Source organism: Paracoccus denitrificans (assembly GCF_900100045.1).
GTDB classification, from domain to species: Bacteria; Pseudomonadota; Alphaproteobacteria; order Rhodobacterales; family Rhodobacteraceae; genus Paracoccus; species Paracoccus denitrificans.
In genome coordinates, this window is the sequence record NZ_FNEA01000003.1 from 194,311 (window position 1) to 218,997 (window position 24,687).

General features: G+C 65.8%; 20 protein-coding genes, 1 tRNA gene, 1 pseudogene and 2 riboswitches. Of the genes and pseudogenes, 16 read left to right on the forward strand and 6 right to left on the reverse strand.

The features are described from left to right. Window positions 1-72: 72 nt before the first annotated feature. A complete protein-coding gene (locus tag BLT64_RS03420) occupies window positions 73-837 on the reverse strand; it encodes an invasion associated locus B family protein (protein WP_041530164.1) in 765 nt (254 codons plus the stop codon). Window positions 838-1,322: 485 nt separating this feature from the next. Between BLT64_RS03420 and BLT64_RS03425 the strand changes: the two genes are divergently transcribed. After that, window positions 1,323-2,897, forward strand: coding sequence for a helicase HerA-like domain-containing protein (locus tag BLT64_RS03425; RefSeq protein WP_011747699.1), 1,575 nt, complete (start codon window positions 1,323-1,325; stop codon window positions 2,895-2,897). Here the strand turns inward: BLT64_RS03425 and BLT64_RS03430 are convergent. Further along, complete coding sequence (locus BLT64_RS03430) at window positions 2,884-3,216, reverse strand: DUF6477 family protein (RefSeq protein WP_011747698.1); 333 nt, start codon at window positions 3,214-3,216, stop codon at window positions 2,884-2,886. The genes BLT64_RS03425 and BLT64_RS03430 overlap by 14 nt on opposite strands. Window positions 3,217-3,428: 212 nt before the next feature. On the opposite strand from BLT64_RS03430, the gene BLT64_RS03435 reads away from it, so the two are divergent. Further along, entirely contained in the window at window positions 3,429-4,583 is a 1,155-nt protein-coding gene (locus BLT64_RS03435) for a DUF6456 domain-containing protein (RefSeq protein ID WP_011747697.1), read from the forward strand. A gap of 70 nt (window positions 4,584-4,653) precedes the next feature. On the opposite strand, the gene BLT64_RS03440 is transcribed toward BLT64_RS03435, so the two are convergent. Beyond that, complete coding sequence (locus BLT64_RS03440; protein ID WP_041530163.1) at window positions 4,654-5,202, reverse strand: peroxiredoxin; 549 nt, start codon at window positions 5,200-5,202, stop codon at window positions 4,654-4,656. A gap of 142 nt (window positions 5,203-5,344) precedes the next feature. Between BLT64_RS03440 and lipA the strand changes: the two genes are divergently transcribed. The 6 genes from lipA to BLT64_RS03475 all read left to right on the forward strand — a co-directional run bounded on the left by lipA (window position 5,345) and on the right by BLT64_RS03475 (window position 10,956). After that, a complete protein-coding gene (lipA, locus tag BLT64_RS03445; RefSeq protein ID WP_074810345.1) occupies window positions 5,345-6,292 on the forward strand; it encodes a lipoyl synthase in 948 nt (315 codons plus the stop codon). Window positions 6,293-6,341: 49 nt separating this feature from the next. After that, a tRNA-Leu gene (locus BLT64_RS03450) sits at window positions 6,342-6,425 on the forward strand. Between the two features lie 777 nt (window positions 6,426-7,202). After that, window positions 7,203-7,991 (forward strand): metallophosphoesterase family protein, encoded by a 789-nt coding sequence (locus BLT64_RS03455; RefSeq protein ID WP_011747693.1) that lies wholly within the window; start codon window positions 7,203-7,205, stop codon window positions 7,989-7,991. 467 nt (window positions 7,992-8,458) lie between these two features. After that, a complete protein-coding gene (locus BLT64_RS27250; protein ID WP_232290510.1) occupies window positions 8,459-9,739 on the forward strand; it encodes a DUF6634 family protein in 1,281 nt (426 codons plus the stop codon). Between the two features lies 1 nt (window position 9,740). Then, window positions 9,741-10,547 carry a phosphoesterase gene (locus BLT64_RS03470; RefSeq protein ID WP_011747691.1) on the forward strand — a complete coding sequence of 269 codons (807 nt, stop codon included), beginning with the start codon at window positions 9,741-9,743 and terminating at the stop codon, window positions 10,545-10,547. A 1-nt stretch (window position 10,548) separates the two neighbouring features. Next, the gene (locus BLT64_RS03475) at window positions 10,549-10,956 is read left to right on the forward strand and encodes a hypothetical protein (RefSeq protein WP_041529838.1); all 408 of its coding nucleotides are present in this window, start codon (window positions 10,549-10,551) and stop codon (window positions 10,954-10,956) included. Between the two features lie 49 nt (window positions 10,957-11,005). On the opposite strand, the gene BLT64_RS03480 is transcribed toward BLT64_RS03475, so the two are convergent. Further along, window positions 11,006-11,725 (reverse strand): hypothetical protein, encoded by a 720-nt coding sequence (locus tag BLT64_RS03480; RefSeq protein ID WP_011747689.1) that lies wholly within the window; start codon window positions 11,723-11,725, stop codon window positions 11,006-11,008. Between the two features lie 398 nt (window positions 11,726-12,123). Continuing rightward, window positions 12,124-12,297: pseudogene (locus tag BLT64_RS25955) on the reverse strand (IS5/IS1182 family transposase); the annotation flags it as partial. Between the two features lie 81 nt (window positions 12,298-12,378). Beyond that, window positions 12,379-12,588: riboswitch (cobalamin riboswitch) on the forward strand. Window positions 12,589-12,724: 136 nt separating this feature from the next. Here BLT64_RS25955 and BLT64_RS03485 point away from each other — a divergent pair. The 3 genes from BLT64_RS03485 to BLT64_RS03495 are packed head-to-tail and all read left to right on the forward strand — an operon-like array spanning window position 12,725 to window position 16,462. Further along, window positions 12,725-14,608: a TonB-dependent receptor plug domain-containing protein gene (locus BLT64_RS03485; RefSeq protein ID WP_011747687.1), complete on the forward strand. Its 1,884-nt coding sequence runs from the start codon at window positions 12,725-12,727 to the stop codon at window positions 14,606-14,608. Then, window positions 14,602-15,462, forward strand: a complete 861-nt coding sequence (locus BLT64_RS03490) for an ABC transporter substrate-binding protein (RefSeq protein ID WP_011747686.1) — start codon at window positions 14,602-14,604, stop codon at window positions 15,460-15,462. The genes BLT64_RS03485 and BLT64_RS03490 overlap by 7 nt, the downstream gene beginning before the upstream one ends. Beyond that, complete coding sequence (locus BLT64_RS03495) at window positions 15,446-16,462, forward strand: DUF6925 family protein (RefSeq protein WP_011747685.1); 1,017 nt, start codon at window positions 15,446-15,448, stop codon at window positions 16,460-16,462. Before BLT64_RS03490 ends, BLT64_RS03495 begins: the two co-directional genes overlap by 17 nt. Here BLT64_RS03495 and BLT64_RS03500 read toward each other — a convergent pair. Then, the gene (locus BLT64_RS03500; protein WP_011747684.1) at window positions 16,459-17,892 is read right to left on the reverse strand and encodes a helix-turn-helix domain-containing protein; all 1,434 of its coding nucleotides are present in this window, start codon (window positions 17,890-17,892) and stop codon (window positions 16,459-16,461) included. The two genes, BLT64_RS03495 and BLT64_RS03500, sit on opposite strands and share 4 nt — an antisense overlap. A gap of 134 nt (window positions 17,893-18,026) precedes the next feature. On the opposite strand from BLT64_RS03500, the gene aceB reads away from it, so the two are divergent. The 5 genes from aceB (at window position 18,027) to BLT64_RS03525 (ending at window position 24,681) form a co-directional block, all read left to right on the forward strand. Next, window positions 18,027-19,649, forward strand: coding sequence for a malate synthase A (aceB, locus tag BLT64_RS03505; RefSeq protein ID WP_011747683.1), 1,623 nt, complete (start codon window positions 18,027-18,029; stop codon window positions 19,647-19,649). A 123-nt stretch (window positions 19,650-19,772) separates the two neighbouring features. Continuing rightward, complete coding sequence (locus tag BLT64_RS03510) at window positions 19,773-21,380, forward strand: isocitrate lyase (RefSeq protein WP_011747682.1); 1,608 nt, start codon at window positions 19,773-19,775, stop codon at window positions 21,378-21,380. A 164-nt stretch (window positions 21,381-21,544) separates the two neighbouring features. Further along, window positions 21,545-21,740, forward strand: a riboswitch (cobalamin riboswitch). A gap of 96 nt (window positions 21,741-21,836) precedes the next feature. Continuing rightward, on the forward strand, window positions 21,837-22,844 hold the full coding sequence (locus BLT64_RS03515; protein WP_011747681.1) for an ABC transporter substrate-binding protein: 1,008 nt from the start codon (window positions 21,837-21,839) through the stop codon (window positions 22,842-22,844). Between the two features lie 23 nt (window positions 22,845-22,867). Next, on the forward strand, window positions 22,868-23,914 hold the full coding sequence (locus BLT64_RS03520) for a FecCD family ABC transporter permease (protein ID WP_049792357.1): 1,047 nt from the start codon (window positions 22,868-22,870) through the stop codon (window positions 23,912-23,914). Next, the gene (locus BLT64_RS03525) at window positions 23,911-24,681 is read left to right on the forward strand and encodes an ABC transporter ATP-binding protein (protein ID WP_011747679.1); all 771 of its coding nucleotides are present in this window, start codon (window positions 23,911-23,913) and stop codon (window positions 24,679-24,681) included. Before BLT64_RS03520 ends, BLT64_RS03525 begins: the two co-directional genes overlap by 4 nt. Window positions 24,682-24,687 lie beyond the last annotated feature (6 nt).

Consider the following 24,687-nt stretch of genomic DNA (forward strand, 5'->3'; position numbering starts at 1 on the left):
GCATGAAAAAGGGCCGGGGATGACCCGGCCCGATCCTCTCGGGGCGCCTTGGGCGCCCCTTTTTCATCTGGCTTATTGCTGGGGCGCTTCGGCAGGAGCGGCAGCCGGAGCCGGCGCGGCGGCGAGATCCTTGTTCGCCTCGACCAGCGCGTTCATGCCGGCGGTGAAGCCGCTCAGCGACAGCGGCAGCTTGACCATCTGTTCCTGCGGCGCGCCGAAGGGCAGCAGCGAGAGGGTGGCAGCCTTGCCGCGCTTCAGCGGGCCAAGATCGGACTCGGCCATGCCGATGCGCGACACGCAGCCGACCTGGGCGCAAAGCAGGAAGGGATAGCGCGATTCCTTGCCCGAATCGACCTGAAGGCCAAGCCCGGCCTGAAGATCGGTCTCGAGCGGCGCGATGAAGGTGATCACGGCCTGCACGTTGCCGGTCATCGGGATGACCGAAGCCTCGGCCACCGGGGAATTCTTGTCGTCCCTGAGCAGCTGGTAGAGCTCGCAGGGGTCCTTGCCGTCCTCGGTCTTCATGCAGCGCAACGTCCAGTCGCCATGGGTCGACCTGGCATAGGGCTGGCCGACCTGCGGCTCGTCGCTCTCGGCGGCCTGCGCCTCGGGTGCGGCTTCGCCGGCAGGCGCCTCGGCAGCGGGCGCTTCGGCGGCCGGCTCGGCGGCAGGTGCTTCGGCCGCGGGCGTTTCGGTTGCGGGCGCTTCGGCCGCGGGGGCCTCGGCAGCGGGCTGGGCCGGAGTCTCGGTGCTTGCGTCTTGCGCCATCACGCCGGAGGTCGTGCCCGCCAGCGCAAAGAGGGCGGCAACCAGTGCCGCGGATGTCCTGTTGACCATGTTCTCTTCCTTTGGTCCATGCATCGGCCCCGGTCCTAACATGGGCATCGCGCCTTGTCAGGGCGGATCGCATCGCACGACGTCACCTTTGCGTTGGCAATCATGCGGGATATGTTCCAGACGGGACAGCCCCGGCCGGAAATGCAAGGATCCGGGGCGCAAGAACGCTGCCCCGGATCCCCATGTCTACCTTCCCTGCCGGACTGGCCGGTCATCATTGCGCCGAAGGCTAGATGCAGCGGGCGAAGCCGTCAACTGTCCTAAAGGTCAAATATGACATCGGCGCGACCAGTCCGGGAATTGCCCGGACGGCAGGCACCGTGAGCGAAAAAATGCCGCGCCCGAAGGCGCGGCAGTCCAACAGGGAGGAAGCCGGCCATCCGCCGATGCGGGGTCCGGCAAGGAACAGACTGGCACAAATTCCTTGCGGTTGTATTGTCCTTTCGTCCTAGCCTTGCGCTTTTTTGCCGATCCGTGGAGGAAACATGACAGGTATCGTCGATCTGGACGCCGGAACGGTCTTCGTCGGTGGCGGTGGGGCGGATTACGCGTTGCCGCAGGTGCTATTGCTGAAATATGCCAATCGCCACGGGCTGATCGCCGGCGCGACCGGGACCGGCAAGACGGTGACGTTGCAAACGCTGGCCGAATCGTTTTCGCGCGCCGGCGTGCCGGTCTTCATGGCCGATGTGAAGGGCGACCTGGCCGGGATCGCCGGGCCCGGCGATCCGAACGGCAAGCTGCATGACGCTTTCCAGAAGCGCGCCGAAACCATCGGCATGGCGCTGGACTATCAGGATTTCCCCGTCACCTTCTGGGATATCTGGGGCGAGCGCGGCCATCCGGTCCGCACCACGCCGGCCGAGATGGGGCCGCTGCTTCTGTCGCGGCTGCTGGGGCTGACCGATGCGCAGGAAGGCGTGATGAACATCGCCTTCCGCGTCGCCGACGAGCAGGGGCTGGCGCTGCTGGACATGAAGGACTTGCAGGCCATGCTGGTCTGGGTCGGCCAGAACGCCAAGGAACTGTCGCTGAAATACGGCAATGTCTCGACCGCCTCGGTGGGCGCCATCCAGCGCGCGCTGATGGTGCTGGAGAACGAGGGCGGCAACCGGCTGTTCGGAGAGCCGGCGCTGGAACTGGCGGACATGATGCGGCTGGATGCCTCGGGCAAGGGCATGGTGAACATCCTGTCGGCCGAGAAGCTGATGAATGCGCCGCGGCTCTATGCCACTTTCCTTTTATGGCTGATGTCGGAACTTTTCGAGCAACTGCCCGAGGTGGGCGACCCCGACAAGCCCCGCATCGCCTTCTTCTTCGACGAGGCGCATCTGCTCTTTGACGACGCGCCGCCGGCGCTGGTGGACAAGATCGAGCAGGTGGCGCGGTTGATCCGTTCCAAGGGCGTAAGTCTTTGGTTCATCAGCCAGAACCCGGCCGACTTGCCGGAATCGGTGCTGGGGCAGCTGGGCAACCGCGTCCAGCACGCACTGCGCGCCTTTACCGCCAAGGACCAGAAGGCGTTGCGGCTGGCGGCGCAGAACTATCGCCCGAACCCGGATTTCGACACGGCCGAGGCGATCCAGGCGGTCGGCACCGGCGAGGCGGTAACCTCGCTTCTGGAGGCCAAGGGGGTGCCGGGCGTCGTGCAGCGCACGCTGATTCGCCCGCCGCTGTCGCGGCTTGGCCCGATCCCCGATGCCGAGCGCGCGGCGATCAATGCCGCCTCGCCGATGGCGCTGAAATACGGCCAGGCGCTGGACCGGGAATCGGCGGCCGAGATCCTGGCGAAGCGCGCCGAGGCTGCCGCCGCGGACAGCGCCGGGGCAGGGGCCAAGGGCGCGGATGACGATCTGTGGAAAATGGATCGCGAATATACCCGTGCGCGGCGCTATGACCCCGGCGCGCGGGTTCCGGCCGAGCCCAAGCCGCGCGCACGCCGCTCGAACAGCGATTCGATCGCCGTGACCTTCGGCAAGAGCCTGGCGCGGCAACTGGGCACCAAGAGCGGGCAGGCACTGGTGCGCGGCGTGCTGGGTTCGCTGTTCAGGGGCAAGTGACCGGCTTGAGGACCGGCCGGGGCGCGGCCTCGGCCGTCTCGGCCAGAATCGCGATCAGCAGCATGATGTGGCGGTGCATGTCGTAGCCGGCCATGCCTTGGCGTCGGCACAGGTCGAGCCGCTCTTCCTCGGCGAGCAGCCGCGCCAGCGCCATGCCGGCCGGCGGCGGCGCATCGCATTTCAACACCCGGCGCAGGTCGCGCCGCCGGCTCCAACCCGCCAGCCCCGCCCGGGCCGCACGCACCAGAAGGCGCGGACGGCTCAGTTGCGGCTGGCCGAGGCGCGGTTGAAACGCGATCACATTCTCCATCATCGTCATGGCGATTTCCTCTGCCGGTCGAATTCGGAAAAATTATTCGCAACCTGAACGTGTGTTGCGCGCCGAGCCCGACCTGCGCACGCAGCGGCAAGGAATCTTTAGGAAATCTTAGCAAATATTGCCGCATCTCGACCTGATCCCGGTTCGCCGGACAGGAGCGACGGACAACCCATGGGCGAGTTTTGCCCACTCGCCTCGCAGGAAGCGAAGGAATGACCATGACGATTTTGACGGGAGAGTTCGCCCCGGACGCCCTGATTGCCGGCCCGCTGGCCGGCACCGAGTCCTCGGACTGCGATCCGCCCGAACCCTCGCCCGTCCAACAGGCCGAGGACAGCAATCTCAAGCTTTACCTGCGCCATGTCGAGGGCGGGGAAACGATCCGCTCGCTGGCGCGCGAGACGGGCTGCCATGCCTCGACGATCCTGCGCCGCATCCGCCGCTTCGAGACGCGCCGCGACGATCCGCTGGTCGATCGCGCGGTCGAGCGGGCGGCGGAAAAGGGCAGGGGTGCCGGCCCGGCCTCGCCGGGGCGGACGGGCATGAAGCAGATCGGCCGCATCCTGCGCCGACTGGCCGAGCCGGGCGCCCAGCTGGTCGTGGCCGACGGCATGGACAAGGCCATCGTCGTGCGCGACGACATCCGCACCGCGATCCTGGACCGCGAACTGGCCGAACATATGGCGATCCGCGCCTGGGTGCAGCTTTTGGGGCAGGGCAGGGTCAGCCGCTATGCGATCTCGGCCCAGGGGCGCGAGGCGCTGCGGGCGATGCTGGCCGCCCGGCGCGGCAACGCCTTGCCGCAGGGCGAGGATTTCGCCCTTGCCGCCCCGGTCGAGGCGACCGCCTTCGATCATGCCGACCGGCATCGGCAATGGGATGAACGCGAGATCGCCGACCCCGAGGACGGCCGCCGTCGCCGCGCCCGGGTCAGTATCGCCGAAAGCCCGCTGCTGATGCTGGCGCGGCGGCGCGAGCCGGATGGGCGGCCCTTTCTTGCGCCGGAACTGGTCGCGGCCGGCGAGCGTCTGCGCGAGGATTTCGAACTGGCGCAGATGGGTCCGCGCATCGCGCAGAACTGGGACCGTTTCCTGACCGCCGGGATCGATGTCTCGCGCATGTCCGCCGGCCATGGCGGCGGTTCCGAAGGCGCGCGCAATCGCGTCGCCGCCGCGCTGCGCGAACTGGGCCCCGGCATGGGCGACCTGTGCCTGCGGGTCTGCTGCTTTCTGGAAGGCATCGAGATGACCGAGCGGCGGCTGGGCTGGTCGGCCCGCTCGGGCAAGATCGTGCTGCGCCTTGGCCTGATGCGGCTGGAGCGCCATTACCGCGAGACCTATGGCTCGGGCGCGCCGCTGATCGGGTAACGCCCCGGTCAGGGCCATGAAAAAGGGCGCCCCGGCGGCGCCCTTTCGCGTTTCCGGCTTGCGCTTGCGATCAGGCCGCGGCCTTGGTGGGGTTGGCGCGCAGCCAGTCCAGGACCGATTCCGGCGAGCTGGCGCCATAGGGATCCTCGGGGCAGTCGTCGCAGCGGCCGGGTTCCTCGAACCAGGCCTCGATGCGGCCATCGTCGACGATGGCGGCATAGCGCCAGCTGCGGGCGCCGAAGCCCAGATTGTCCTTGCGCACCAACATGCCGACCTTTTCGGTGAACGCGCCCGAACCGTCCGGGATCACCTTCACATTGCTGAGGTTCTGCGCCTTGGCCCATTGGTTCATCACGAAGCTGTCGTTGACCGACATGCAGTAGATCGCATCGATGCCCAGTTCGGCCATTTCCCCGGCGGCTTTTTCGAAGCCCGGCAGCTGGTAGGTCGAGCAGGTCGGCGTAAAGGCGCCCGGCAACGAGAACAGAACCACGCGCTTGCCCTTGAAGTAGTCGGCGGTCGTGACCGGCTGCCAGCGATAGGGATTGGGCCCGCCGACGGATTCGTCGCGCACGCGGGTCTGGAAGGTCACTTCGGGAAGCAGATCGCCTTGTTTCATCATTCGTCCTTTCATCATCCGCTCCTCCCTGCATCCGATGCCGCATCGCAGCATCGAAGGGGCATAGATGCACCCTGCATTGGCGTTGATCAAGGCCAGAAAAACCCGTAAGTTCGGCTGACTCCCAGCAAAGGATGCCGATATGGCGGATATGCCCCCGGTTCTGCGCCACCCCGAAAAGGCCCATCGTCCCGACCAGCCCCAGCCGAAAAAGCCGGACTGGATTCGTGTCAAGGCGCCGACCAGCCAGGGCTACAAGGACACCCGCGACATCCTGCGCAACAACCGCCTGTCCACGGTCTGCGAAGAGGCCGGCTGCCCGAATGTCGGCGAATGTTGGAGCCAGGGCCACGCCACCATGATGATCATGGGCGAGATCTGCACCCGCGGCTGTTCCTTCTGCAACGTGATGACCGGCAAGCCGAATGCGCTCGATGTGTTCGAACCCGGCCGCGTCGCCCATGCCGTGCAGAAGCTGGGGCTGAAGCATGTGGTCATCACCTCGGTCGACCGCGACGACCTGGACGATGGCGGGGCCGAGCACTTCGCCCAGACCATCCGCGCCATCCGCCACCGCTCGCCCGCATCCACCATCGAGGTGCTGACCCCGGACTTTCTCAAGTCGAAGCCCGGCGCGCTGGAAGCGGTGGTCGAGGCGCGGCCCGACGTGTTCAACCACAACCTGGAAACCGTGCCCGGCCTCTATCCCACGGTCCGGCCCGGCGCGCGCTATTTCCACAGCCTGCGGCTGTTGCAGCAGGTCAAGGAACTCGACCCCGGCATGTTCACCAAATCCGGCATCATGGTCGGCCTGGGCGAGGATCGCCAGGGCGTCCTGCAGGTCATGGACGACATGCGCGCCGCCGATGTGGATTTCATCACCATCGGGCAATATCTGCAGCCGACGCCCAAGCATCATCGCGTGGACCGCTTCGTCACGCCCGAGGAGTTCAAGGGCTATGAGAAGGCCGCTTATGGCAAGGGCTTCCTGATGGTTTCGGCGACGCCTCTGACGCGCTCGTCCTACCACGCGGGCGACGATTTCGCCCAGTTGCGCGCGGCGCGGCTGGCGAAGCTGGGCCGTGCCTAAGTCGGGGCTTGCAAAAACCTGCGTTGCGCCTTAGGCGGAGCGCAGAAAGGCCCGAGTGGCGGAATGGTAGACGCAGCGGATTCAAAATCCGCCGCCGCAAGGCATGTCGGTTCGAGTCCGACCTCGGGTACCAAATCCTGGTGGAAAACCAGGATGTCGCCTTACTCCCGTATGACACGCTCTCTCTTTGATGAACGGTTAGCCTGGGCTGATTGCAATGCCATTGGTGATGGGTGTTGGTTTACATAACTATCATTATCGGTTAAATTCAATCGTAGAGTGCCCCGCTTGTCTTACCACTGAAATAATGGCCATTCGGGCCCCTTTTTGACCATTCTACAACCATTTAATGGCCATTGCCGTGGCTGATTGTCAGTAAGATGGTTTAATTTCAATGCGTTGGGTGAATCCAGATCACCGACGCCTGCTGTCTTGATCCGTCGCCGAGGCCCTAAGCCGGCCCGTTGACGGCTTGGACGCAGCCCGGCAAGGTGGTCGCCTCAATCTCATCCGGAGCGATGGAAAGGCCTCAGGCCGCAGATCTCCGGAGCTTCCGAACCACCGCGTTTCCGCCGGAAAGTGTCGCCTTTCCGAACGGCGGAGCCATGTCTCGAAGGTCGACACGATGTCGCAATATGCAGCCCGTTCGGGCCCTGAACAAGACGCCCTCGGTCCCGGGCGCAATCGCCACCGCTCTGCCCCGTCCGGCTTCCCGCTCACACCCGCTGAGCCGGACGTCGCCCCCTGCCCTGCCCCACCTCTGTTGTAACAGCTCGGCCGGTTTCCGGCTGCTGGCGCTGCTTGGCCAAAGGGAACCCCTCATGTCCAGCATCCCGTTTTCCGAGACCCGCTTCTTCAATCAGAACGAGGGCCGGGTCAATCTCGGGCTTGATATCGAGGTGCGCGCTCAATGAATATCCTGATCACCGCGGATCTGCATCTCGACCTCTGGGCCTGCGCCGGGCGCGATCCGTTTGCCGGAATCCTGCCGCTGCTGCGCGCCCTCGACACGCTGATCATCGCGGGCGATCTGGCCAATGATCCGCAGCGGAACTGGCCTTGGGCGCTGTCCCGGATCGCGCGGCTGGTCTCGCCCGCCCGGATCTGGGTGATCCCGGGCAACCATGACTATTACGGCGCCACGCTCGACGACGATGTTCTGGCCCGGATGGCAACGGAGGCCGGGGCGAGCCTTGCCCAGAAGCGGGTTCTGACCTTTGGCACCACCCGCCTTCTGTGCTGCATGCTCTGGACCGACTTCGCGCTGACCGGCGATCCAGAAGCGGCCATGACACGCGCCGGAATGGGGATACTGGACTACGCCCGGATCCGCCGGGCGGAGGGCGGGCTGATCCGCCCCGAGGATACCGTCAAGATTCACCGCGATCATCTCGACTGGCTGACGCGGGAGATCGCCAGGCCCTGGCGCGGGCAGACCACTGTCGTCACCCATCACGCCCCTAGCATGGCAGTCTCAGGCCCGATCTCCGGCATCAGCCCGGCCTTCGCCTCGGATCTTGACGGCTGGATCGAGGCGCACCGGCCCGACTACTGGTTCTTCGGCCATACCCACCGACCGCTCTCAACCCGTATCCGCAGCGCGCCCGTGGTCAACGTCTCGCTCGGCTATCCCGATGAGTTGCCCGAGGGCGGTGAGGCCGAGTTTCTGCTGCGCGGCCTGATCTTCCCCGGCGCCTGATCGCCATTCTCCCAAACCTCTTTCCCCGGCCGGGCCTTCCCGGCCGACAGCCCCCTCATGCCCGGAGTAAGCCCATGTTCACCATCCCCTTCATCGAGGCCCGCTTCTTCAGCGAGACCGAGGGCCGCATCGAGTTCGAAACCCGCTTGATGCGGCATCTGCCCTAGCTGCGCTGCAAGAGGATTCCCCCGGACCTTCCGGCCCCGCCCGACGAAGCCGACGCGCCAAGCGAGATCTCGGACGCGGATCTGAGGGGCAACAGGTTCAGCGATGACGACGAGGCACGCATCAAGCATCGGGTCAAGCGGATCCTGGAATGTCGCAAGGCAGCCTCCGGTCTCGACCATCTGAAGCGCGATGATCGCGAGCGGCTTGAAGTTCTGAAGGACGGTGCCCGACTGATCCGGATTCCCGGTGAACATCGTGCCGATGAGATTGCCGCGGCCTTGCACGAGGATATGCCCTCGATGGCCCCGGCCACCGAGGTGATCTGGCGCGCGATGCGCCGCTCGGTGCGCGACGGCGCGCCGGGCCTCCGAATTCCGCCACTGCTGCTCGACAGTCCGCCCGGCATCGGCAAGAGCTATTGGTCCCGACGGCTCGGCGCGTTGCTGGCCACGTCCACCACCGTGATCGAGGCCACCGGCGAGAATGCCTCGTTCGGCATTGTCGGTTCGCAACGCGGCTGGGGCGGATCCCATCCCGGCCGCCTGATTGAAACCGTCCTGCAAAGCCGCATCGCCAATCCGGTGATGGTGGTCGACGAGGTCGAAAAGGCCGGTCGGGCCACATCCACGAACGGGCATGCCTTCGGGCTGGCAGAGGCGCTTCCGCCGCTGCTGGAACCGCTGACCGCGCAACGCTGGAGCTGCCCCTATTACCAGGTGAAATTCGACATGAGCTGGGTGATCTGGGTGCTGACCTCGAACGATTTTCGGCTGCTGCCGGAGCCCTTGCTCAGCCGTTGCCCGCCGATCCGGCTGTGTCATCTCACACTTGCGGAACTGCTGGCCTTCGTGCGCCGCGAGGGCGCGAAACGCGCCTTGTCCGAGGCGAGTGGAGGCGATCTGCGAGATCCTCTCCCATCCCTCCCTGCAACAGCATCACCCCAGCCTGCGGATCGCCTCCCGCATGCTGCAACGTGCCGCCGATCTCGAACAGGGGCCGACGCTCCACTGAGCCGGCCCATCCGCTTTTCATACCTCCCTGAATCCAACACGCCTGCGGCATCGCCGCAGCCGCCCCCTTCATGCCATCGAAACGGAGAAACCATCATGAAACTCTCCCCCCAGGACCGCGCCTGGTTCGACAAGGTGCTGAGCGCCATCGCCGCCGCCGAGGCAGGCCCGTCGGGCGCGGACCTCGCGCAAGCGCCGGTCCTGTCCGACTGGAAAGAGGCGATTTCGCCGGACGGGCATATCATGCTTTGGGGCAAGGTGACCGACCACCCGCTTCTCGGCAATGCAAGCATCCACACCTCGCAGCTGATCGCGATTGATCCCGAGGCCGGTTGGGCGCGGACGGCATCCCGCTGGTATCGGCTCGGCCGATCCATCGACGCCCTCGAGGCGGAATTGGCTGATTCCATGAACGGAAAGGCGAAGCTTGCGGGTTCCTTCCAGTTCGCCCTGCCGGGATTCGCCAACATCAACGACCCGGAGCTGCTTCAGAAGCTTCTGGCCACATATATCGCGCGGGTGCGCGGGATCGACGCCGCGGACCGTTCCGCCTCCGGGAAGGAGGAGTGACATGCATTGGTTCACCGCCGATCCGCACTACTGGCACGGCAATATCATCCGCTTCTGCGACCGCCCCTTCCGGGATGTGGCCGCGATGAACGCCCACCTGCTAGCCGAGTGCCGGGCACGGGTCGGACCCTATGACGATCTGTGGATTCTGGGCGATTTCACTGCCGGCAGATCAACCGATGCGCAACGGCGCGAGGTCCGGGGCATCTTCCATGCCCTGCCGGGCCGCAGGCATCTGATCCGGGGCAACCACGATGAAGACTGGGTCTGCGATCTGCCCTGGGACAGTGTGGGGGACACGGCCGACATCGTCGTCGACAAGCGGCGGCTGTTTCTCTGTCATTATCCGATGATCACCTGGCCCGGCGCACGGCATCAGGGGCTGCAGCTGTTCGGCCATGTTCACCAGAACTGGCAAGGCTCTCGCAACAGTGTCGACGTCTGGGATTTTCGGCCGGTGACGCTGCAGGACATCGAACGGCGGGCCGCGCGCCTGCCGGTCAATGCGCATTGGGACCAGGTTGAGCCGGGCCGCGCCTGGCCCACTGAGCTCTGCGCGGGCTGCGGCCGGATCCTCGATCCGGCCCTGGTCTCCGGCCATGCCGTGGTGCGCAACGGGCGGATCGTCGTGGCCGCAACGAACGAGACGATCGTTCTCTTGGGAGCGGCCATGCGCAGATGGCTGCCGGAGGGCCGGCGGGTCTGCCCGGAATGCATCGGCGGCTACCTTCCCGTCAGCGAGGTCACGCTTCCAGCCGGATTCAGCTTCGACGAGACGCGGAACCGGGCCGTTCCCAAGGGGAAATAGCATGCCGCCGGGAAACTCCTCTCACAAAGTCAGCGTCGCGGCGCGCCTCCTGGCCAGCATCGATCTGATCGACGCGTCGCAGGCCTGCGCGCTTTTGCGTATCGAAACGGATGACCCGGAAGGCGCCATGCGGGCCATGGCCTGCGATGGTGCCCTCATCACCCTGGTTCAGGGTGGTGAAATCAGGTTGCCGCTCTTCCAGTTCGACACGGAAAATGGCCGAGTCTTTTCTGTCGTCCGCGACATCCTGAGGCTCAGACCGGCCCGCATCAGCAACCTGAGGCTCTGCTACTGGCTGACCCGCGCCCACGTTGATTTCGGCTGCGCGCCAGCGCATCGGTTTGGCCATGATGACGCGGCAATCCTCGCCGCATTCAGGCGATATATCGAGCCAATCTGTCATGGGTAGCAGCGTTTGCTAAAATTCACCTGTTCTCTGATCAACAGAGGCAATACCTTCAGCTACAGGACTTTATAATTTCATGCAGGTCCGGTTCCCCGAATGCGGAGTTTCCCGCCTTCTTCGCGCCTTTTGTCCAGGTACAATTGCCCACGGTCAAGCGAGCCTTGCGATCGGGCGTGAAAGATATTGTCCCGCTGACCGGACTTCCGGATGAAGACATCCAACTAAGGCTATAGCTGAACCCCGGCGTCCATAAACTGCTCCAGGGCGTATTCGTGTGAACTCCGTCCACGACGGCCCGGTTACCGCTCTTATCGATATCTATGCCAACGGAAAGCGTGCTGACATTGCCCTTTCCCGCCATGTAAATCTGGCTGTTCTGGAAGATGTTCGGATCGTCCCAAACAAAAGCGATGGTGTAGGATTCCGGTTCATCTCCAACCCACCATTCATCGAAATAATACATTCTGCCGTCTGAGTAAAATGTGCCGTCCGGTGTTGAGCACGCCGTCACCTCCAAGCCGGGGATATTGCGCCAGTTACTCAAAAACGAGCCGTTTCCCGATGCCCATTGCTCCAGGCTGCCCACCGGCACCATGATAGGATTAGCTCCGCCGTTCTTGATCACCATGCAGGCCCCGAAGCGGTCGATCTTCCAACTTGCACCCTTCGCCACCATGAAAATCCCGGGCTGAACTTCCTGGGCGACTGTCTGGCTTGCCCCGACAGAGATGGCGACAGCCGAAATTGCGGCAAGGAGCTTGGTGGTTCGCATGACTTCACCTCGGAGGAGCGCTTGATCTTCTTGGATTATATAAAGAGGCGGTGAAAATCCCTATCGGCGACTTGGTCGATGATTCTTCCTGAGAGTGTGGATAACCTCTGTGAGGCGACATAGGAGGTCGTAATATTCGAAATATTTTATCGATAATAATTATGGAGGGCGGCGCGAACGTGGTTCAAACGCCTATCACGGCGACTGCCGCCTATTTTGATCGTAGGTTCGTGCGGCCGCGTTGCTGATCAGCGACATCAGCTTTGAAAACGCCGTTTTATGGGAGTCAGATCGGGGCTGTATGGAGGCAGGAAGAGGCATCAGGCGCCAACGCTGCGCAGGACGGCTGCTGCACCGGGTATCTTGAGGCTGCGCCGCCATTTTTATCGCCCGTTCAAGGCGGCGCGGTGCGGCTTCGTCGCATCCATCATGACCGTCTTGTGGTCGGCACCTCGGCAGCCAAGCCGATCATGATCCGGGCAAATACGGCTGTTATCGCTCTAACGCTTCCAGCGATTGTAAAGGAGCTTCGCGGGGCCGTACTCCTTTGCTGCGACGCACCTGTTCAGTCCGGTCACGCATGGGCACAGTTCAACGTCGACTCACAAAAAGCATTGCACGGATTTATCCTTGACAGTTCACGGAAAGGTGCGCCATGAGGGCCGAGCTACGGTTCCGGCGGCGTGCCTCCGGATTAAAAGGGAATCCCGGTGCGCCTGACCTGTTCAGGCAATGCCGGAGCTGCCCCCGCAACTGTATGCGGTGAGTGACGGTCGATCATGCCACTGGCGCGAATGCGCCGGGAAGGCCGGCCCGAACGATGACCCGCAAGCCAGGAGACCTGCCGCAGCAATCACCCATTTCCGGTGCGGGGTGCGCCAGGAAAGCGGACGATCCGCAGTGGTGACAGTCACCGTTCTGCGGTCGGGCTGTCAGGCTTTTCCGCAGAGCATTTCTGTAATTCGCAGGCATCATCCTGCGCTGCCTGGGGCTTGATCCATGTTCCACACCCGTTTTCTGTTGCTTGCCACATCTGCCTTCCTCCCGACCATCGCCATGGCCCAGGACGGTGCCACGGACCAGCCGTTGTTGCTGGATGAGATCGTGATCTCGGGTGGGCTGACGCCGCTGGCCGCTGATGGCTACGGTCGCGCCCATAGCGTGCTCACCGCCAAAGAGATAGAAGCGCGCGGCATCACCACCGTTCAGGATGCCCTGCGCGCCATGCCGGGTGTCGCGGCCAGCAGCACCGGCGCCAGTTTCACGCAGGTTCGCATCCGCGGCGCCGAGGCCAATCACACGCTGATCCTGATCGATGGGATCGAGGCCACGGGCGGGGCCGACGAATATATCCTGACCGGGCTGGAAACCGCCAATATCGAACGGATCGAGGTGCTGCGCGGGCCTCAATCGGTGTTTTACGGCTCGAACGCCTCGGCGGGGGTGATCAATATCATCACCCGCAAGGGCGGGCCGGGACTGCATTACGGCGGCTCTTTCGAATTGGGCAATGGCGCGGCGGCCTCGGCCCATGTCAGTCAGCGGACCGAACGCGGCGGGATCGCGCTGAATCTGTCGGCGCGGGATGATCACGGTTACGACCAGTCCGGCGATGGCGGCGAAAAGGACGGCATCAACCGCAAGACCATCGGGTTGTCCGGTGACTGGCGGGCAAGCGACGACCTGGCCGTGGGCGGCACCCTGCGCTGGTCGGACGAGCACTATGATTACGACGCCACCGCATGGGACGCGACCGATGCCGACAGCTATGTCGTTGACGATCCGGACCTGTTCAGCGAGCGGCGCGAGTTTTCGGGGGCCGTCTGGGCCGAATATTCCATGCTGGACGGGCAGCTGACCCATCGGCTGGAATACCAGAAGACCATCTACAAACAATCCTATGACGGCGGTCCGTTCAGCCGGGGCGAGACGGAAAAGCTGAAATACCGGCTCAGCTATGGGCTTGACGGGCAGCCGGTCGATTCGGCGAACCACGTCCTCAACCTGCTGGCCGAACGGCAGAAGGACCAGAATTCGACCGCGCCCGATTATCGGCGCGACATGAAATCTCTGACGGTGGAATATCGCGGGTTTTTGGACAATGGGCTCGATATTCAGGCTGGCATCCGCCATGACGACAACAAGGTCTTCGACGATTTCACCAGCTGGAATCTGGGTCTGTCATACCGCATTCCCGGCCAGCCGGTGCGGCTGCATGCCTCGGCGGGCAGTGCGCTGGTCAACCCGTCCTATTACGAGCTTTATGCCGATGACGCCTATACCGTTGGCAATTCTGGCCTGAAGCCCGAGATCAATCGCGGCTTCGATCTGGGCGTCGAGGTCGAGGTTCTGAACGGTCGCGGGTTGATCGATGTCACCTATTTCAACGAGAAGATGGAGGACGAGATCACCTATGTCTATGGCGCGGCACCGGATGGGCGGGCCAGCTATGTCAACCAGCCCGGCAAAAGCCCGCGCGAGGGCGTCGAGGTCACCGGCCGCCTGCAGGCTACCGAGGATCTGTCGCTGGCGCTGAACTATACCTATCTGGACGCGAGCAACCCGGATGGTTCAGTTGAAATCCGACGCCCGCGGCACGAGTTGGGCCTATCGGCCACGCTGGCCTTCCTGCAGGGGCGGGGTTCGGTGACGGCGGATCTGCGCCATGTCTCGGGCAATTACGACAGCCAGTTCTGGGGCGCATATTCGACCGAGCATCTGCCCACCTATACCACTGTCAATTTGGCTGCAGGTTATGACCTGACCAACAATGTGCGGCTGAATGCGCGGGTCGTGAACCTGTTCGACAAGGATTATTCCGATGTCTGGGGCTATGCCTCGCAGGGACGCACGGCCTATGTCGGATTGCAGGCCAGATGGTGATGCGCTGGCTGCTGGCCGCCTGCCTTGCGGGCGGCCTTGCCGTGTGCGCCAAAGCGGAGCCACCGCAGCGCGTGCTGTCGATGAACCTTTGCACCGATCAACTGGCCATGCTGTTGGCGGCGCCGGGGCAGTTGATCTCGGTCAGCTATCTGGCACAGGACCCCCGCGCCTCGGTCATGGCAGAGGAGGCCATGACCTATGACGTCAATCACGGTCTGGCCGAGGAAATTTTCCTTTTGCAGCCCGATCTGGTGCTGGCGGGCAGTTTCACAACGCCTGCGACCACGGCCCTGTTGCGCCGCCTTGGCAAGCCGGTCGAGGTTTTCGCGGCCGAAAACGACTTTGACGATATTCGTACAAATATCAGCCGCATGGGTCAGTTACTGGGGCGCGAGGCCGAGGGGCGGGCAATGACCGAACGCTTCGACGCCGATCTGGCTGCCCTGACCGCACCCGCAGGCCAGAGCCGGCCCCGCGCCGCCATGTATACGGCGAACGGCTATAGCAGCGGCCCCGACAGCCTGTCGGGCCAGATCATCGAGGCCGCCGGTTTCGACAATATCGGGGCGGAATTCGGGCTTGGCGCCGGCGGTATCGTGCCGCTGGAGGTTCTGCTGCTGTCCGACCCCGATCTGGTCATCACCGGCAGTCCCTATCCCGGAGCATCGCGCGCCGAGGAGGTTCTGGACCATCCCGCCCTGCGGATGCTGAAATCGCGCAGCTCGTCAGAAGTCATCTCGGACCGCGACTGGGTCTGCGGCACGCCCCGCATCCTTGATGCCATCAGGGATCTGGCCGCCGCGCGCCATGTGATCAATGCTCAGACAAGGCAGAGCCATGATGTTGAAAAGTGATCCACGGATCGAGACCAGTATCGCCGACCATTTTCGCAGGACCGGAACCGCCTGGTCGATGGGCTCTTTCGGCGCGATTGCCGAGTTCCACCATGTCGCGGGCGACCCGGCCCCGCGCCTGCTTGACGGCGGCATCGTCACTGACCGGGGCGGCTTGCGGCTGACCGATATGGACGCCATCCGCCCGGTCGCCTGGGAGGCACTGAGCCGGCGTCCGGACCGGTGGCAACAGGGGATCTCGCTCTGCGTCGAGGCGACACAGGCGCCAATGGCGCAGCGCAAGGTGCTGACCGAGATCGGCGTGGACCACGATGCCCTGCGCGATCTGGATCGTGGCGCCATCCTGTTCGACATGGGGCTGGACCAGCAGCAGGTCGATTTCTGCATCCGCACGGCTGATCCCGATCTGATCGCATTGTTGCGGGCCGAGGCCGGCAGATCGGTGACGGCCCCCGATTGCCGCGCCATGCCCGCGATCCTTGCGGCCCATCCGCATCGTGTCGCGTTGACCCGGATCGGGCGGGTCGAGGTGTTCCAGAAAATCGGCGGGCCGGATACTGGCGGCGTCTCTCCCATCGGGCCGCATACCCATGTTCTGCCGCAGCTTTTGCGTGCCCGGCGGACCCATTCCGCGAATACGCCGATCCCCGAGGGGCTGGTTCCGGTCGCAGGGTTGCATCCGGAAAGCCCGATCATGGACAGTCTTGGCGCGGATCGCGATTTCGACCGGGCGGCCTTTGACGCATTTCAGCACATGCTGGCGGCTTGGGGTGACCCGGCCCGCAACGATCTGAAATCCGAAATCTGGCATATGCTGGCGGCGGGCGATCCGCCCGACCGGATCGACCCACCCACCGACCGCTTCGGCCGCGCGGCCCTGCGCGTGGCACTGCGGCAGGCCGAACGCCGCGACGGCGCGTCGGATCTGCTGTCACGCTGGCGCGCGGCCTTCGACCGCGGGTCCGACCGGTCCGAGGACGCCGACACGCCAGGCCACTAACCCTCCTCGAAGCTGAAGATCGCCAGGCTGCGCTCGCGTTCGTTGACGCGCAGCCGGCGGTTGATCGGCGCGTGGGCGCGGGCCGAGCAATCCGGCCGCTCGCAGAGATAGCAGTTCAGCCCGATGTCCACCGGCCGGCTGCGGTCGAGGTCGATGCCGTCGGCATAGACCAGCCGCGGTGCATAGGCCACGTCGCAGCCCAGCCCGATCGCCAGCCGCTGCGCGGGCGCGCCATGGGTGCCGCCGGCCCGCGTCACCGTGCGCGCGATCGAGAAATAGCTGGCGCCCTCGGGCATGCGGATGACCTGGGTCTGCACCCGCTCCGGCGTCTCGAAGGCAGCGTGGATGTTCCACAAGGGACAGGTGCCGCCGAAGCGCGAGAACGGGAACCGCCCGGCGCTGAAGCGTTTCGAGATGTTCCCGGCCCGGTCCACCCGCACGAAGAAGAACGGAATGCCCCGCGCCTCGGGGCGTTGCAGCGTGGACATGCGATGCGCGGTCTGCTCGAAGCTGGCGCCGAAGCGGTGGCCCAGCAGTTCCACGTCGTAGCGCGCCGATTCGCAGGCGGCAAGGAAGCGGGCATAGGGCATCATCAGCGCCGCCGCGAAGTAATTCGCCAGGCTCACCCGCATCAGCGCGACGGCCGGCGGGTCGGCCAGTCCCGCCTCGTCGACCAGTCGGGCGATCAGCGGTTCCTGCTCCAGCCGCGCCAGCAGCACGCCGATCTGGAAGCGGCGGCTGGATTGCGCCAGCAGTTCCGACAGCATCAGCTCGCGCCGGTGCGGGTCGAAGCGGCGCAACTGCTCGCCCATGACCGGCGCTGGCAGGATGCGCACCGCGATGCCATGCGCGGCCAGCCGGCCGGTCAGCGCCATATGCGGCTCGTTGCGGTGCAGCGCCAGTTCCTCGGCCAGCGCCTCGGCGGCGCGGTCCAGCGCATCGACATGGTTGCGCCGGGCATAGAACCAGCCGCGCACGGCATCGACCGGGCGCGAGGTGCCGGCCAGCGCCTCGACCTTGTCTCGGTCGGTCAGCGGGTTGTCGTCGGCCTGCGGGCGCAGCAGCGCCTGGCGGTGGCTGTCATGCAGCCGCACGAAGGCCGCCGCGATCCGCGGCGAGGCTTGCAGCACCGCCTCGATCTCGGCGCGGGACGGTGCGCCCGCCTCCAGCACCGGATCCTTCAGCGCCGCGGCGAAATCCGCCGCAAGCTGCGCGTCGGTCGAGGGTGCCAGTTCGGCGATATTCAGGTCATAGATCTCGGCCAGCCGCATCAGGAACCGCGCCGAGGCCGGGCGCTGGTCGGATTCGATCAGCGTGACATAGCTGGCCGAGACGCCCAGCTCGGCCGCCATCTGCGCCTGGGTCAGGCCAAGCGACTGGCGCAGCACGCGCAGGCGCTGGCCGATGATCAGTTTCTCGCCTCGGGCCATGTGACAAACCTTACAGATTCTGCGGATGCACGATGACAATACTGACTGCCGCACCCATTGCTTTCAAAGCAATAATGCACATGCGGCATGACATTACTACTGTGACATTACGCCGTGAATCACAGGAGGCCGCCATGCCGCTCGACCGCAATGCCACCACGCTACCGCCCGTCGTCCTGCGCGCCGTGCCGGGCGCGGATCACGTCCTGACCCCCGAGGCGCTGGGTTTCGTCGCCGAATTGCAGGACCGCTTCGGCCTGCGGCTGCATGCGCTGATGGTCGCCCGCGCCCGCCGGCAGGAGCGCATCGACCGGGGTGAGTTGCCCGACTACCTGCCGCAGACGCGCGAGATCCGGCAGGGCATCTGGCAGGCCGCCCCCGTCCCGCCGGCGCTGGAGGATCGCCGGGTCGAGATCACCGGCCCGGTGGATCGCAAGATGATGATCAACGCGCTGAACTCGGGCGCCCGGGTCTTCATGGCCGATTTCGAGGACGCGACCGCGCCCAGCTTCGCCAATATCATCGCCGGGCAGGCGAACCTGATCGACTATCGCGACGGCACGCTGGAGCATGACGACTCTGCCACCGGCAAGAGCTATCGCGTCGGCCCCCGCCCGGCGCTGCTGATCGTCCGCCCGCGCGGGCTGCACCTGCCCGAGGCGAATGTGCTGATCGGCGGCCAGCCGGTCTCGGCGGCGCTGTTCGATTTCGGCCTGTCGCTTTATCACTGCGGCCGGGCGCTGGCCGCCACCGGGCGCGGGCCGTTCTATTACCTGCCCAAGCTGGAGGGCCATGGCGAGGCGCGGTTCTGGAATGAGGTCTTTGCCTTTGCCCAGGACCGCATGGGACTGGCGCAGGGCACGATCAAGGCCACCGTGCTGATCGAGACCCTGCCCGCCGCCTTCGAGATGGACGAGATCGTCTGGGAACTGCGCGACCACATCGCCGGGCTGAATTGCGGCCGCTGGGACTATATCTTCAGCTATATCAAGACGCTGCGCAATCATCCGGCCTATGCGCTGCCCGACCGGGCGCAGGTCGGGATGGAGAATGCCTTCCTGGCCGCCTATGCCGCCCGCGTGGTCAAGGTCTGCCATCGCCGCGGCATCCATGCCATGGGCGGCATGTCGGCGGCGATCCCGGTCCGGGGCGATGCCGAGGCCAACGAGGCCGCCTTTGCCCGCGTCCGCGCCGACAAGCAACGCGAGGTCGGCATGGGCTTCGACGGCTGTTGGGTCGCGCATCCCGACCTGGTGCCGGTGGCGCAGGCGGTCTTCGACGCCGCCATGCCCGGTCCGAACCAGATCCGCAAGCCGCGCCAGCAATGGCGCATCGAGCCCGCGATGCTGCTGAAACCCCATCGGGGCCGGATCACCGAGGCGGGCGTGCGGCTGAATATCGAGGTCGCCGTCGAATACCTGGCGCAATGGCTGTCCGGCCGCGGCGCGGTGCCGATCCAGAACATGATGGAGGATGCCGCCACCGCCGAGATCAGCCGCGCCCAGCTGTGGCAATGGCTGCGCCACGGCGCCCCCGTCGTGCTGGAGAACGGCGAAGAGCGCCGGTTGACCGCCGAATGGCTGGGCGAGTTGATGCAGGCCGAGATCGTCCGCATCCTCGACCGGCTGGGCCCGAACGGGTTCCATCGCGGCCATTACGCCAGCGCCGCGCGTATCGTGCAGGAGGCCGCGACGGCCGAGACCCTGCCCGATTTCATCACCGTCCCGGCCTACGACGTGCTGAACGCGCTGGACTGAGGCCCTCCATGGACCCGATCCGCACGCTTTCCCCCTTTGGCGGGCCGCTTCCCCCCGGATGCCCCGCCTTGCCGCAAACCGCGACTGCCGATCCCCGAACCGACCCTGCTGAAAGGAAGCATCATGAGCAGAAAGACTTTTTCGGAAATCCATGCCGAGGTGTCGTCCCGCTACCCCTCCGGTCGAACCCCGGGTGGCGTTTCGGTCGATGACATCGTGCAGCTGCGGCTGCAGAACACCTATGACACGCATCTGGACATCGCTCGCGACATGGCCGGCGTGATGCGCGCGGACATGGCGGCCTATGACGCCGATGCCGCGCAGTTCACCCAGTCGCTGGGCTGCTGGTCGGGCTTTCACGCCCAGCAGATGATCAAGGCGGTCAAGCGCCTGCGCGGCACGGCCAGGGGCACCTATGTCTATCTGTCGGGCTGGATGGTCGCGGGCCTGCGCAACCGCTGGGGCCATCTGCCCGACCAGTCCATGCATGAAAAGACCGCCGTGGCCGACCTGATCCAGGAGATCTACGTCTCGCTGCGCCAGGCCGACGAGGTGGCGCTGAACGACCTGTTCAAGGATCTCAAGGCCGCGAAGACCGAGGCCGAGCGGGCGAAGGCCATCGCGGCGATCGACGGTTTCGAATCCCATGTCGTGCCGATCATCGCCGATATCGACGCGGGCTTCGGCAACGAACACGCCACCTATCTGCTGGCCAAGGAACTGATCAAGGCCGGCGCCTGCGCGCTGCAGATCGAGAACCAGGTCTCGGACGCCAAGCAATGCGGCCACCAGGACGGCAAGGTCACGGTCCCGCGCGAGGATTTCATCGAAAAGCTGCGCGCCTGCCGCCTGGCCTTCGAGGAGCTGGGCGTGGACGATGGCGTCATCGTCGCCCGCACCGACAGCCTGGGCGCCGGGCTGACGCAGAAGGTGCCGGTCAGCCAGCGCCTGGGCGACTTGGCCGCGGAATACATCAAATGGCTGAAGGTCGAGCCGATCACCGAGGCGAACCCGATCCGCGAGGGCGAGCTGGCGCTGTTCAAGGACGGGCAGTTCGTGAAGCCGGCCCGGCTTCCGAACGGGCTGTTCCCGTTCCAGGAAAACACCGGCCGCCAGCGCGTGATCGAGGATTGCATCGCCAGCCTGACCCAGGGCGGCGCCGACCTCCTGTGGATCGAGACCGACACGCCGAACGTCGATGAGATCGCCGGCATGGTGGCCGAGATACGCAAGGCGGTGCCGAACGCCAAGCTGACCTACAACAACTCGCCCAGCTTCAACTGGACGCTGAACCTGCGCAAGCAGGTGCGCGCGCAATGGCTGGCCGAGGGCAGCATTGCCGAGGCCGACTACCCGGACGGCAACGAGCTGATGAAGCCCGATTTCGACGATACCGACCTGGGACGCGAGGCCGACGCCCGGCTGCAACGCTTCCAGACCGATATCTCGGCCCGGGCCGGCGTGTTCCACAACCTGATCACGCTGCCGACCTTCCACCTGACCGCCAAGTCGGTGGACGAGCTGTCGCACGGCTATTTCGGCGAGGAAAAGATGCTGGCCTATGTGAAGACCGTGCAGCGCCAGGAGATCCGCCGCGGCATCTCGGCGGTCAAGCATCAGCACGAGGTCGGCTCGGACCTGGGCGACAGCTTCAAGGAGATGGTCGCGGGCGAGCGTGCGCTGAAGGCGGGCGGGCACGCCAACACCATGAACCAGTTCGCCGCCGAATAGGGGCCGACAGGATTCGGCCAATCCCGGCCCCTGTGCGCCGCCCCCGGATCTCCGGGGGCGGCGTTCCGCATGACGGTGACGAGATCAGGCGCGTGCGCAACCGAAATCACCGGAGGCTTCAAACGGTCCCGATTTCATCCTTCTTGCTATTGGCCTGGCTCCCGCGCTATGGCGGAGTTGTCGGTTTCCGCAAGGAATTGAAAGGGAATCCGCCGGGGCATCAGCCCCGAACCGGAACTGCCCCCGCAACTGTAGGCGGCGAGCAGGGTGCGAAACAGCCACTGTGGCCCATGCCATGGGAAGGCCGCATCCCTGCCGTGACCCGTCAGTCAGGAGACCTGCCGACGCGATGACCAACCCGGGCGGTGGGCCTGGACGGGGTTTGCTGCCGGCACCGCCGCCCTGCACGCCTGTCCATGCCCCGCGCCTGCCCATGATGCAGCGGAAGGGACCATCATGCTGAGACTCACCACGGCGCTCGTCGCCACCTTTGCCCTGGCGCCGATGGCACTGGCGGGCACCGAATACCCGCTGACCCTGACCAGTTGCGGCCACGAGGTCACCTTCGAGGCGGCGCCGGAAAGCGTTGTCAGCGTCGGGCAAAGCACGACCGAGATCCTCTATATGCTGGGTCTTGGCGACAAGGTGGCGGGCACGGCGCTGTGGATCAACCCGGTCCTGCCGGAGTTCGCCGAAGTCGACGCCAAGGTCGAGCGCCTGTCCGACAACGCCCCCAGCTTCGAGAGCGTGCTGGCGAAGAAGCCGGGCCTGGTGGTCACCGCCTATGAATGGATGATCGGGCCGCAAGGCGCGATCGGCACGCGCGAGATGTTCGATGACGCGCAGATCCCCAGCTGGATCATGCCCACCGAATGCATCGGCAAGGACAATACCCAAAGCATGGACGGCGCTCGCACGGTCATGTTCGACACCGCGCTGCTCTATCAGGGGATCGAGGAACTGGCGACGATCTTCGACGTCCAGGACCGCGGCGCGGAGGTGATCGCCGACCTCAAGGCGCGCGAGGCGGCGGCGGTCGAAAAGGCGCAGGGGTTGAACCTGCCCCAGGACGTATCGGGCCTGTTCTGGTATTCCTCGGCCGATATCGAGATCGACCCCTATGTCGCGGGCGTGAATGCGGCGCCGGGCTGGATGCTGTCCAAGCTGGGGGTGAGGAACGTCATCACCTCGCAAGAGGAATGGCCGACCGTGGGCTGGGAGACCATCGCCAAGGCCGACCCCAGCTTCATCGTCGCCGCCGAGATGAACCGCCGCCGCTTCCCGGCCGATGACATCGCCGTCAAGCGCGAGTTCCTGACCTCGGACCCGGTGACTGCCGAGATGGAGGCGGTGAAGAACGACCGCATCCTGACCATGCCGGCGAATGCGATGGACCCCTCGGTCCGCACGATCTACGCGCTGGAATCGCTGGCGGATTCGCTGGCCGGGTTCGATCTGAAATGAGGATGCGCGCCGCGGCCCCCGGCATGGCCCGCGCCGGGGGCCGCGGCATGGGGCGCGGCTGGGGCTGGCTGTGGCTGGCCCCGGCCGTGCTGGTCGCGGCGCTGTTCTTCGGCACCGCGGTGGGCGAGACGCGCATCCCGCTTGCCACCGTGATCGAGGTGCTGGCGGTCAAGGCGGGGCTGTCCTCGGCCGCGCTCGACCCGATCGACGCCAGCGTGATCTGGCATTACCGGCTGTCGCGCGCCGTGGTCGCGGCCTGCGGCGGCGCCAGCCTGGCGCTGTCGGGGCTGATCCTTCAGGCGCTGCTGCGCAACCCGCTGGCCGAGCCCTATCTGCTGGGGATTTCCGCCGGGGCCTCGACCGGGGCGGTGCTGATCGCCGTCGCGGGCGTGGGCGGCGGGCTGGTCGGCATGTCGGCGGGGGCCTTTGCCGGGGCGTTGACCGCCTTTGCGCTGGTCGCGGGGCTTGCCCATGCGGCGGGCGGCGGCTCGGGGTTGCGCGGGGCCGGAGTGATCATCTTGGCGGGCATCGCCGGCTCGCAAATGTTCAACGCGCTGACGGCGCTGATCATCGCGCAATCGGCCAGCGCCGAGCAGGCGCGCGGCATCATGTTCTGGCTGCTGGGGAACCTCTCGGGCGTGCGCTGGCCCGACACCGGGCTGGCGCTGCCGGTGGCGGCGCTGGGGCTGGCGGTGACGCTGTGGCATGCCCGCGCGCTGGACGCCTTCACCTTCGGCGCCGAGGCCGCCGCCGCGCTTGGCATCGACCTGCGGCGCACTCAGGCGGTGCTGATCGGCACCGCGGCGCTGGTAACCGCGGTCATGGTGTCCATCGCCGGGGCCATCGGCTTCGTCGGCCTGGTCGTGCCCCATGCGATGCGCTTCCTGGTCGGCACCCGCCATGCGCGGCTGGTCCCGGCGACGGCGCTGGCCGGGGCTGTGTTCCTGGTGCTGTCCGACGTGGTTTCGCGCATCGTCATTCCGGGGCAGGTGCTACCCATTGGCGTGATCACCGCGCTGGTCGGCGCGCCCGCCTTTGCCGTGGTCATGGTCCGGGGGCGGCAGCGATGACGCCGCCTCTGGAACTCGACGGCGCGGGCCGCCGGGTGCAGGGGCGCGACATCGTCGCCGATGTCAGCCTGTCGCTGCAACCGGGCGAGATGCTGGGCCTGATCGGGCCGAACGGCTCGGGCAAATCGACGCTGCTGAACCTGATGGCGGGGCTGATGCGGCCCTGCCGGGGCGAGGTCCGCTTGAACGGCCAGCCGATGGCCCGCCTGCGCCGCCGCCAGATCGCGCAGCGCCTGGCGCTGGTGGCGCAATCCGCCGACACGGGCGACCGCATCACCGTGCGCGAGGCGGTCGAGCTTGGTCGCACCCCTTGGCTGGACCCGCTGCGGCCCTGGAGCCCCCGCGACGACGCCGCCGTCGCCGCCGCGCTAAAGGCAGTGGACATGGCGCATATGGCCGCGCGCGACTGGTCCTCGCTGTCGGGGGGCGAGCGCCAGCGCGCCCATATCGCCCGCGCCCATGCCCAAAGCCCGCAGATCCTGCTGCTGGACGAGCCGACCAATCACCTGGACATCCACCACCAGCTTGGCATCCTCGACCTGGTGGCCGGGCTGGGCACCACCACCGTCATCGCGTTGCACGACCTGCACCATGCCTTGCGCTGCGACCGGGTGCTGGTGATGCAGGCGGGCCGCTGCGTGGCGCTTGGCCCGCCCGCCGAAACCCTGACCCCCGCGCTGATCCGCGAGATCTTCGCCATCGAGGCCGAACTGATCCTCCATCCCGGCGGCGCGCGCCCGGTCTTCGCCTTCCAACGCCTTTCGTGAAAGGAA

What these genes read in the sequence shown, in the direction of transcription:
- BLT64_RS03425 (WP_011747699.1), top strand. Translation starts at nt 1,323, where the DNA reads ATGACAGGTATCGTCGATCTGGACGCCGGAACGGTCTTCGTCGGTGGC.
- BLT64_RS03490 (WP_011747686.1), top strand. Translation starts at nt 14,602, where the DNA reads ATGGTGATGCGCTGGCTGCTGGCCGCCTGCCTTGCGGGCGGCCTTGCC.
- BLT64_RS03430 (WP_011747698.1), bottom strand. Translation starts at nt 3,216, where the DNA reads ATGACGATGATGGAGAATGTGATCGCGTTTCAACCGCGCCTCGGCCAG.
- BLT64_RS03525 (WP_011747679.1), top strand. Translation starts at nt 23,911, where the DNA reads ATGACGCCGCCTCTGGAACTCGACGGCGCGGGCCGCCGGGTGCAGGGG.
- BLT64_RS03435 (WP_011747697.1), top strand. Translation starts at nt 3,429, where the DNA reads ATGACCATGACGATTTTGACGGGAGAGTTCGCCCCGGACGCCCTGATT.
- lipA (WP_074810345.1), top strand. Translation starts at nt 5,345, where the DNA reads ATGGCGGATATGCCCCCGGTTCTGCGCCACCCCGAAAAGGCCCATCGT.
- BLT64_RS03455 (WP_011747693.1), top strand. Translation starts at nt 7,203, where the DNA reads ATGAATATCCTGATCACCGCGGATCTGCATCTCGACCTCTGGGCCTGC.
- BLT64_RS03515 (WP_011747681.1), top strand. Translation starts at nt 21,837, where the DNA reads ATGCTGAGACTCACCACGGCGCTCGTCGCCACCTTTGCCCTGGCGCCG.
- BLT64_RS03475 (WP_041529838.1), top strand. Translation starts at nt 10,549, where the DNA reads ATGCCGCCGGGAAACTCCTCTCACAAAGTCAGCGTCGCGGCGCGCCTC.
- BLT64_RS03440 (WP_041530163.1), bottom strand. Translation starts at nt 5,202, where the DNA reads ATGAAACAAGGCGATCTGCTTCCCGAAGTGACCTTCCAGACCCGCGTG.
- BLT64_RS03495 (WP_011747685.1), top strand. Translation starts at nt 15,446, where the DNA reads ATGATGTTGAAAAGTGATCCACGGATCGAGACCAGTATCGCCGACCAT.
- BLT64_RS03510 (WP_011747682.1), top strand. Translation starts at nt 19,773, where the DNA reads ATGAGCAGAAAGACTTTTTCGGAAATCCATGCCGAGGTGTCGTCCCGC.
- BLT64_RS27250 (WP_232290510.1), top strand. Translation starts at nt 8,459, where the DNA reads ATGGCCCCGGCCACCGAGGTGATCTGGCGCGCGATGCGCCGCTCGGTG.
- aceB (WP_011747683.1), top strand. Translation starts at nt 18,027, where the DNA reads ATGCCGCTCGACCGCAATGCCACCACGCTACCGCCCGTCGTCCTGCGC.
- BLT64_RS03520 (WP_049792357.1), top strand. Translation starts at nt 22,868, where the DNA reads ATGGCCCGCGCCGGGGGCCGCGGCATGGGGCGCGGCTGGGGCTGGCTG.
- BLT64_RS03420 (WP_041530164.1), bottom strand. Translation starts at nt 837, where the DNA reads ATGGTCAACAGGACATCCGCGGCACTGGTTGCCGCCCTCTTTGCGCTG.
- BLT64_RS03470 (WP_011747691.1), top strand. Translation starts at nt 9,741, where the DNA reads ATGCATTGGTTCACCGCCGATCCGCACTACTGGCACGGCAATATCATC.
- BLT64_RS03485 (WP_011747687.1), top strand. Translation starts at nt 12,725, where the DNA reads ATGTTCCACACCCGTTTTCTGTTGCTTGCCACATCTGCCTTCCTCCCG.
- BLT64_RS03480 (WP_011747689.1), bottom strand. Translation starts at nt 11,725, where the DNA reads ATGCGAACCACCAAGCTCCTTGCCGCAATTTCGGCTGTCGCCATCTCT.
- BLT64_RS03500 (WP_011747684.1), bottom strand. Translation starts at nt 17,892, where the DNA reads ATGGCCCGAGGCGAGAAACTGATCATCGGCCAGCGCCTGCGCGTGCTG.